6 protein-coding genes are annotated in these 9,185 nt (G+C 70.2%); 4 read left to right on the top strand and 2 right to left on the bottom strand.

The window, feature by feature from the left end; all coding sequences use genetic code 11:
• Positions 1-169 precede the first annotated feature (169 nt).
• On the bottom strand, positions 170-3,367 hold the full coding sequence (locus ABD156_RS04270) for an arabinosyltransferase domain-containing protein (RefSeq protein WP_344266638.1): 3,198 nt from the start codon (positions 3,365-3,367) through the stop codon (positions 170-172).
• A 240-nt stretch (positions 3,368-3,607) separates the two neighbouring features.
• Positions 3,608-4,477: a hypothetical protein gene (locus ABD156_RS04265; RefSeq protein WP_344266635.1), complete on the bottom strand. Its 870-nt coding sequence runs from the start codon at positions 4,475-4,477 to the stop codon at positions 3,608-3,610.
• A gap of 61 nt (positions 4,478-4,538) precedes the next feature.
• On the opposite strand from ABD156_RS04265, the gene ABD156_RS04260 reads away from it, so the two are divergent.
• The 4 genes from ABD156_RS04260 (at position 4,539) to pyrE (ending at position 9,175) form a co-directional block, all read left to right on the top strand.
• Entirely contained in the window at positions 4,539-5,306 is a 768-nt protein-coding gene (locus ABD156_RS04260; RefSeq protein ID WP_344266632.1) for an SDR family NAD(P)-dependent oxidoreductase, read from the top strand.
• Positions 5,307-5,386: 80 nt separating this feature from the next.
• On the top strand, positions 5,387-6,133 hold the full coding sequence (locus tag ABD156_RS04255) for an ABC transporter ATP-binding protein (RefSeq protein WP_344266629.1): 747 nt from the start codon (positions 5,387-5,389) through the stop codon (positions 6,131-6,133).
• Between the two features lie 14 nt (positions 6,134-6,147).
• Positions 6,148-8,571 (top strand): ABC transporter permease, encoded by a 2,424-nt coding sequence (locus tag ABD156_RS04250; protein ID WP_377926863.1) that lies wholly within the window; start codon positions 6,148-6,150, stop codon positions 8,569-8,571.
• A gap of 40 nt (positions 8,572-8,611) precedes the next feature.
• A complete protein-coding gene (gene pyrE, locus ABD156_RS04245) occupies positions 8,612-9,175 on the top strand; it encodes an orotate phosphoribosyltransferase (protein ID WP_344266623.1) in 564 nt (187 codons plus the stop codon).
• Positions 9,176-9,185 lie beyond the last annotated feature (10 nt).

The following is a 9,185-nucleotide window of genomic DNA, read 5'->3' as shown; positions in this document are numbered from 1 at the left end:
CGGGAAAGATGCCTTGACAAGCACCCCCAGACCGCAGGGGAGCTTCGTATCGGGGTGCGGGGGTGGTGTGGGTGCCTCGATTTGAGTGCATCGGTGCGGGTTTAGGGACGTGAGGGGAACCCTGAGGGACTCTGAGTCCTTCAGGGTTCCCCTCACGGAAAAGTGCGGCTTACGACTCGCCGGTTGGGTTGGCGGGCTTGGCCAGCGGCCCGGGTGACCAGATTCCGGAATGCGTTACCGACTGCTGGTGCAGCGCCGCCGAAGCCGGAAGTGCGTTCGAGACCTCGGGAGTCACCTCGTACAACGTGCCCCAGTCGCGGTCGACATCGCCTTCCAGGTACGTCGGCAGTGCCTGCATCTGGGTGGCCACGTTCATCCACACGAACGACCCGCCGCCCGCCGGCGAGGACCAGTACTTGCCGACTGTGCGCAGGTCGTCGCCCGCGCTGATCCGGTACTTCGGCACCTCGGCGATTCCGTTGTGGATCGACGAGGGGCGCAGGCACGGGTGCTGCGCTGCGGCGGCCCACTCCAGGAACACCGGGTCCTGCCCGACGACATCGGTCATCTTCGCGATCTTCGGCGCCCGCGGCGCGCTGAACGCGACCCAGCCGTCGCTGCCGAGCCCGCGGCCCTTCGCCACGATCCGCACCTGGTCCGCGCCCTCGGGCACGCTGACCCGCGCGTCGCGCCAGTTGGTGTCCTTCTTCTTCGCGTCGAGTTGCTCGCGGCCGAGCACCTGGAATCCGGCGGGGGTGTTCTTGCCGAATTCGGCGGTCAGCGAGTTCGGGTCGTCGGCCTTGCCCGCGAGGGCGACCACGATCGGCACCGAGCCGTCGCGCGCCCGCTCCGGGACCGAGTACCACGGGGTGCGCAGGTCGCCCGCGTTGTCCCCGGACTTGTGGTAGCTGCCCCAGATCGGGGCCCCGTCCTTGCCGAATTGGTACGGCGGGTTCCAGCTGTCGGCGTTCTCGGTCGGCAGCCCGCCGTTGGTGACGAAGCCCTTCTGGGTGCTGGCCAGCCAGTCCTTCGGGGTGACGCCGCGGTCGGCGTCGGCGGGCACTGTCCAGCCGGGTGCGGCGTTCTCCGGTTGTTGCGGCGCGGCTTGCAGCAGCCCGGCCTTCGGGTCGCGTTCGACCTTGATGTAGTCGGACAGCCCGCAGCTCTGCCCGGCCAGCTGGCGGATGTTGTCGGCACCCATGTTGTAGGTGTCCCAGCGCTTTTGGATGCCCTTGGCGATACTGCCGATCTCGAACAGCACCAGAATCGCGCACACCGTCGACAGCGGTGCGAGCCCGAGCCGCAGCGCGCGGCCGCGGTTTTCCAGGTCGCCCTTCGCCACCGGTGCGGGCGGAACGAACGGTTCGTGCTCGTTGTGCTTCATGTGCTCGATCGCCGCGATCGCCAGCGCGACCGCCGCCGCCACGAGCGCCATCGTGCTCAGCTTGATGCCGAACACCTGCGGCGGCAGGTCGAACCACGGCACGCCCCAGGCCGACACGTACCACCAGGCGTTCGGCCCGGTGGAGGCCAGCGCGACGATCACCATCAGCCCCGCGAAGAACGCCGCGCGGTTGCGGCGCGACAGCAACACCGTCGTGCTCGTCGACAACGCGGTGAGCGCGGCGAGCGGTCCGCCGACCGCGACCAGCATGCCGAAGTGGTGCGTGTGCTTGGTCGGAGCCAGCGCCAAGACCACAAAGGACAGTGCGCTGATGCCGAGCAGCCTGCGGCTCGGGCCGAGCGCGGCGCCGCGGATGTTGCCGCGCCGCAGCAGCACGACCGCGCAGGTCGCCAGGCACAGGAAGATCAACAGCACCGGGAACCGGCGCGTCATGGAGCCGTCCGGGCCGTTGCTGAACAGCATCGAGTACCGGTCGAGCTCGTCGTACCAGGAACCGGTCGGTCCGAGCGACGACCGCAGCCGCACCGATTCCAGCGCGCCGCGCAGGGTCTGGTCGCAGAAGATCAGCGCGAGAATCACCAGCCCGGCGGCGGCGATCGGCGCGATCACCGGCACCCAGCCGAACTGGCGGGCATGCCGCAGCACGATCTTCGCCAGCGGCTTCAGCCCGACCACGAACGGCAGCACGGCCATCAGCCCGTGCGGGTTGACCGCGACACACAGCGCCGCGACGGTCAGCCCGATCGCCGCCGGACCCAGCCGCCGGGTCGCGACCGCGCGTTCGACGGTGCAGATCGAGATCAGCGACAGCAGCGCGACCAGGTTCTCCGGGCGCAGGCCGTTGTCGTAGGGCAGCCAGAAGGCGAGGAAGACCGCGCCCGCCGCCCAGCCGGCCGCGCTGCTGATCCGCACCTGCCTGCCGAGCCGCGGCAGCACGCCGCGGCTGATCAGCATCCAGCAGGCGACACCCATCAACAGCGACGGCAGCCGCATCCACGGCGTGAGCGAACTGACCTTGGCCATCGCCGCGTAGACATCGACAAACCACGCCATCGGCGCGTCCGGCGCGGCGAACCATCGGTAGTACTCGCCGATGTAGCCGGCGTCGCCGCGGACGCGCGCCATGGTCGTGAAGTAGCCGTCGTCGGCGGTCATCGCGCCGATCAGCCACCAGACGACGAGCGTGCCGAGCACCGCTATGTCGAGAAATTTCAGCTTCCACCAGCCGCGCGCGGCGAAGCGGGGCGCGCGCCGGCCGGTAAGCCGGTCCAGGCGGTACAGCGCGAGCACCGCGCCGATGAAGCAGAGCACCGACAGCACGATGGCGGCGAGCTTGATGCCGGTCGCGGTGCTCGCCCAGCGGTTGTCGACCTGTGCGGAGACCGACAGACCGTGCGTGTCGTCCTGATTCGTGAGGTCTGAGTAGTAGCCGGTGAGCTGCGGCCGGTGGTCGTCGGTGACGTCGGCGATCCGGTTCCCGCCGACGGACGCTGTCGTCCGCTTCGCGTCGGTGTGCACGGTGATCGTGCAGTCGCCGTCGCCGACCGGGGCCGAGCCGAGTTGCTGGCCCTGTGAGGAAAGCGTGAGCTGGCCGTTTCCGACCTGCAGCGCCATCCCGGTGACGACGCCGATGCCGGAGTTCGGCGGGTTGGTGCTGAACAGCACGGCGCTGCCGTCGGTGCGCGCGTCGAGGGCCCGCGCCGTCGTGCAGGGGACCTTCGCGTCGAGCGAGATCGGCGCCTGCGCGGTCAGCGGGGCGGTCACCGCTCTGGTGCCCTGGGCGGTCGGCCAGTCCAGGGTCGTTTGCTCGAGCGTGACGGGCAGGAACGGGACCGCGATCGCGAGGATCGCGCCCGCGATTCCGAAAACCGCAGCGAGCAACCGCGCCCGACGACCGGCTTGGCTCTTGCCGATAGCTGTCGGAGACGCCGATTCGGCGGCAACGGATTCGAGGTCGACCACGCCCCGCAGGCTATCCAAGCGGAAACGGGCCTCCCGCTGGGGACTCTCCCGGGGGCGGCCCCACCTGGTCGAGCCGGGATTCCCTCGACAAATAACTACGGTCGGTAAAGGAAGCCCGACCTCGCTTACGGCGAACGGGTGACATCGAGCAGGTCAGGGCCAGGAGTCCGGCGGACCGTTTCACGATCCGGAAACGGTCCGGACTCGGTTGCCGAAAGCGGACTCGGCGAATCGATGAACTCAGCCGGGCGCGAAGGTAAACGGCGGTCCGGAAACTGTCCATCCGTTGTCGATGACCGGTTTTCCGAGCACTTCGGCGCCCACGTGCTGGCTCCGGGTAGCCGGAACACCCAGGGTAGAAGCGGTGCTCGTCCGTGCCGCCGCGATGTCCGCCGCCGACAGCTCGCCGTGGAACCGGTCCGTGCGCTCGGCGGTCGACTGGCTCGTCGCGGCCAGCGCGTGCACCGGACCGAGGTCGCCGGACACGCTGTGCCGCTCGGCCGACTCCAGCCGCGCCACGTCGAGCTTGCCGGTGAACTGGCCGAGTACGTTTTCGTCCGAGTTCGCGACCACCGAGCCCGCCGGGCCGAGGTCGACGGCGTCGGCGGAGGTGCGTTCGAAGCGAGTGCCGCTCATCAGGTCGCCGGAGAACCGGCCGGCCAGACCAGTCTCGGCGCCGGTCTTGCTGCTGGAGAGCGCGTCGACGCCATGGGGCAGCTGCACGCCGTGCCGCATGGACTGGTCCAGACCGGCCACGTGCGCACCGTCGAACGGCCGCGTGTGGTGCACGCCGAGGTCGTTGCCGGTGAACGCGCGACCCGGCTCGCCGAGCCGCAGGTCGTGGGTCTGGGACTGGCCGGCGGTGTCCTGGCCGAGCGTCTGGCGCAGGTTCGACGCGGCGGACGCAGGCAGGTCGCGGCTGGCGATCGTCTCGTCGCGAGTGAACTGGAGGTCGGAGGAGGAACCGTGTTGGTGCAGGTCGAGCGGCAGTCCCCCGCGCGGGGTGTCCGCCAGCGCCGCGGCCGGGCCGGCGAGCAACAGAGCGAGGGGCGCCGCACCGGCGGCCATCCGGGGCAGATATCCGGGCGTCCGCTTGGTGTGCTTGCCCATGCGCCGGACCATACTGCGCCACCAGGGCGAACGCAGCTGAAAAACGGGTAGCTTCACCCACATGACCACCACTTCTCTGATCACCGGAGCCACCGCGGGCATCGGCGCGGAATTCGCGCGCCGGCTCGCCGCCGAGAAACACGCCCTCGTCCTGGTCGCGAGGGACGAGGAACGGCTGAACGCGCTGGCCGGGAAGTTGCGCGCGCAGCACGGTGTCGAGGTGACCGTGCTGTCCGCCGATCTGTCCGAAGTGGACGGCCGCGCGCAGGTCGCCGAGCTGCTCGAAACCCAGCCGATCGACCTGCTGGTCAACAACGCGGGCTTCGGGCTGAGCGGCGAGTTCTGGGAGATCCCGGCCGAGGACCTGCAGCGCCAGCTCGACGTGAACGTGACCGCCGTGCTGCAGCTGAGCCGGGCGGCGCTGCCGGGCATGGTCGAGCGCGGGCGCGGCGACGTCATCAACGTCTCCAGCGTCGCTGGGTTCTTTTCCGGCCGCGGCTCGACCTATACCGCCAGCAAGAACTGGGTCACGTCGTTCACCGAGGGCATCGCGATGTCGCTGCCGAAGGGCGTGCGGATGATGGCGCTGTGCCCCGGCTTCACCTACACCGAGTTCCACGAGCGCGCCGGGCTGCAGCGGGAGGGGCCGAAGGCGCTGTGGCTCGACGTGGCCCAAGTCGTCGACGAAGCCCTCGCCGACCTGCGCCGCGGCAAGGTGATTTCGGTGCCCAGCCTGCAGTACAAAGCCCTGGTCGGGATCGGCGGACTGCTGCCGAGGCCGGTGCTGCGCAAGCTCGCCGGAGGCTTGGGCAACCGCCGCCGCACCTGAGGGGGGTAGGGAAAGCCCTACCCCGTCCCGGCGTGTGCGCCCCAGGGTGTTTTCTCCCGTAAACCCATAGCGTTTTCCCCATGGCGACTGGGGAAGCGGTGCGGCTCGAATCCGTCCGCAAGGAATACGGCCGGGTCACGGCACTGGACGGGGTGAGCCTGTCCTTTCCGCGCGGCGGGTTCACCGCGGTGATGGGTCCGTCGGGTTCGGGCAAGAGCACGTTCCTGCACTGCGCGGCCGGGCTCGATCGGCCGACCAGCGGTTCGGTGCTGCTCGACGACCAGGAGCTGGGCAAGCTCTCCGAGACCCAGCTGACGAAGCTGCGCCGGGACAAGATCGGGTTCGTCTTCCAGGCGTTCAACCTGCTGCCCGCGCTGACCGTCGAGCAGAACGTCGTGCTGCCGCTGCGGCTGGCCGGGCGTCGTCCGGACCGCCGCCGCGTCGCCGAGATGCTCGGGCACGTCGGGCTGAGCGACCGGCGCAAGCACCTGCCGGGCCAGCTGTCCGGCGGCCAGCAACAGCGGGTGGCGATCGCTCGCGCGCTGGTCAGCCGTCCGGCGGTGCTGTTCGCCGACGAGCCGACCGGCGCGCTCGACACGCGGACCGCGGGCGAAATCCTTGGCCTGCTGTCGGAATCGGTGCGCGGTGGGCTGACCGTCGTGATGGTGACGCACGATCCCGTCGCGGCTTCCTATGCCGACCGCGTTGTGTTTCTCGCTGACGGCCGCGTCGCCGGCGAGCTGCTCCGGCCGACCGCGGCCGCAGTCGCGGAACGCATGACCCACCTCGGCGCCTGGGCCGACCGGACGCCGGTGGGCGGCTTCTGATGTTCAGTCTTGCCTTGCGCACCTTGCGTTTCCGCACCGGCGGGTTCATCGCCGCGTTCGTGGCCGCGTTCCTCGGCGCGGTGATCGTGTCCGCCTGCGCCGGTCTGATGGAGACCGGGATCCGGTCCGCGACCCCGCCGCACCGGCTGGCCTGGGCGTCGGCTGTCGTTGCCGGACAACAGGAATTCGAGATGCGAAAGAATTCCGAAAAGCCCAAGACGCAGGCGGTCGCGCTGTCGGAGCGGGTCCGGCTGGACCGGTCGATGGCGGACACGATCCGCGCGATGCCCGGTGTGTCCACTGTGGTCGGTGAGGTGAATTTCCCGGTATCGCTGGGCAAGCAGCCTCTCGTCGCGCACGGTTGGGAATCTGCTCGGCTTCCCGGCCCCGCGCCGCGAGCCGACGAGGTGGTGCTTCCTGCGGCTAGCGGCGTGCCGGTTGGGTCCACTGTGGATCTCGCCGTGCAGGGTTCGATGCGCCAATACCGCGTCGCTCAGGTCAGCGACCGTCCCGACGCGTTCTTCGCCGACAATGTGGCCGACCAGCTCTCCGGTCACCCCGGAACGGTCGACTATTTCGGTGTGGTCACTGACAATCCCGCCGCTTTGCAGCTGGGTTCGGGCGTTTCCGTGCTGACTGGGGATGAGCGCGGACTCGCCGAATTCCCGGAGGCGCAAGCGAGCGGCGGCAGGCTGATCCCATTGTCCGGCGTCGCGGGCGGGCTGTCCCTTTCGGTCGCCGTGTTCGTCATCGCGAGCACGCTGATGCTGTCGGTGCGGCAGCGACAGCGGGAATTGGCTCTGCTGCGTGCGATCGGCACGACGCCGCGACAGTTGCGTCGCATGGTTCTCGGCGAAGCGCTGGTCATCGGCGTGCTCGCGACCGGAGCCGCGGCGGCGCTGGGCCCGGTGTTCGGCGGGTGGCTGTTCGGGCAGTTCACCTCGGGCGGGTTCATTTCGCCCGCCGTGCAGTTCCACCAGGGCTGGATCCCGATGATCATCGCGGCGGGCGCGACCCTGCTGGCCGTCGGGATTTCCGCGCTGGTGGCCGGATTCCGGGTCGGCCGCATCCGGCCGACCGAGGCGCTCGCCGAGGCCTCCGTGCCGCGCGGCTGGCTGACTCCGCTGCGGCTGATCCTCGCCATCCTGTGCTTCGGCGGCGGGACCGCGCTGGCCATCGTCACGCTCGCGGTGATGACGGGACCCATCGCGGCGAGCACCGCGGGTCCGGCGGTGATGCTGTGGGCGATCGGCGTCGCGATGATCAGCCCGGGCGTCACGAAGCTGACCGCGATCCTGTTGCAGGGCCCGATGCGCCTGTTCAGCGGCGTCACCGGCTGGCTGGCGATCACCAACACGCGCAACGCGGCCACCCGGGTGGCCGGCGCGGTCACGCCGATCATGCTCGCCGTCGGCATCGCGACCGCCAACATCTACCTGCAGACCACGACCACCGCCGCTTCCGCGCAGTCCTTCGCCGAAGACCTCCGCGCCGACGCGGTCGTCGCGGGTCCCACCGGGGTCTCGCCCGAGGCGATCGACCGGATCCGGCACGCGGACGGCGTCGCGGCGGTCTCGACCTACGTCTCCAGCCGCGCGTTCATCACCGCGCCGTTCGACGAGAACCAGACCAAGAAGGGCTACCCGGCGCTCGGCCTCACCGACGCGACGACCAACGCTGCCACGGTCGTGAAGGGCAACCTGGCGGACCTCAAAGGTGACACGATCGCCTTGCCCGACGCCGCCGATGTGTCCCGTTCAGTCGGCGATTCCGTCACGCTCCGTCTCGGCGACGGGACCGACCGGACCCTTCGCATCGTCGCGATCGTGCAAGAGCGGGCCGGGGCCGAACAGCTCCTGCTGCCCGCCGAACTGCTCGCCGGGCACACCACGTCCGGCCTCGCCAAGCAGGTGCTCGTCCGCGCCGCGCCTGGCGTTGATCAGGCTCGGCTGACCCAGAGCCTGACCGCCGCGACCGCCGGCCTCCCGGTGTCCGTCGGCGACCGGAGCACGCTGGCCGCCGCGAACGCCAAGAACGACGAGACCGGCGCGTGGGTGAACTACCTGCTGGTCGGCATGATCGTCGGCTACACGGTGATCTCCGTGGTGAACACCCTGGTCATGGCGACTTCGCGACGGCGGCGGGAGTTCGGCCTGCAGCGGCTCGGCGGTTTCACCCGCGGCCAGGTGCTGCGGATGGCCGCGGGCGAAGGCGGCCTGATCGCCGCGATCGGCATCCTGCTCGGCACCGTGGTGTCGGCGGGCGCGATCGTGCCGTTCTGTCTCGTCGCGACCGGCCGGGTGCTGCCGGACGGGCCGATCTCCATCTACCTGGTGATCGTCGCGACCGCTGTCGCGCTCGCCTTGGTCGCCGCGGTCGTCCCGGCTTGGGTGGCGACCCGGACGCGTCCGGTGACCGCCGTCGCGACCGGGGAGTGACGCGCGGAAGTTGTCGGTGGCGTGTGTAAGACTCTCGGCCGTGGCGTACCCCGGGTTGGATCAAACTGCGAAGCTCGAACTGGCCAGGCTGGTCAGCGAACTGGCCGTCGTGCACGGCAAAGTCACCTTGTCCTCGGGCAAGGAAGCCGACTACTACGTCGACCTCCGGCGGGCGACGCTGCAGCACGCGGCCGCCCCGCTGATCGGCAAGCTCCTGCGGCAGCTCACCGCTGACTGGGACTACGTCGCGACCGGCGGGCTCACGCTCGGCGCGGACCCGGTGGCGCTGGCGATGCTGCACTCGGCGGCGGCCGAGGGCGTGGTGCTCGACGCGTTCGTCGTCCGCAAGGCGATCAAGGAACACGGGATGCAGCGCCGGATCGAGGGCGTGGAGGTGCGCGGGCAGCGGGTGCTGGCCGTCGAGGACACCTCCACCACCGGCGGCAGCGTGCTCACCGCGGTCGAGGCGCTGCGCGAAGGCGGGGCCACCGTGGTCGGCGTCGCGACGGTCGTGGACCGCGACACCGGTGCGCGCGAGGCCATCGAGAAGGCCGGGCTCGAGTACCGGTACCTGCTGAACAAGGACGACCTCGGGCTCAGCTGAGGCTTAACCG

This window comes from Amycolatopsis albidoflavus (assembly GCF_039525725.1).
In the GTDB taxonomy this organism is placed as follows: Bacteria; Actinomycetota; Actinomycetes; order Mycobacteriales; family Pseudonocardiaceae; genus Amycolatopsis; species Amycolatopsis albidoflava.
This window is presented reverse-complemented; position numbering and strand designations above follow the sequence as displayed.

Bases quoted from the DNA above. Each gene is read 5' to 3' on its own strand.
- ABD156_RS04260 (WP_344266632.1), top strand. From the start codon at position 4,539: ATGACCACCACTTCTCTGATCACCGGAGCCACCGCGGGCATCGGCGCG.
- ABD156_RS04265 (WP_344266635.1), bottom strand. From the start codon at position 4,477: ATGGGCAAGCACACCAAGCGGACGCCCGGATATCTGCCCCGGATGGCC.
- ABD156_RS04255 (WP_344266629.1), top strand. From the start codon at position 5,387: ATGGCGACTGGGGAAGCGGTGCGGCTCGAATCCGTCCGCAAGGAATAC.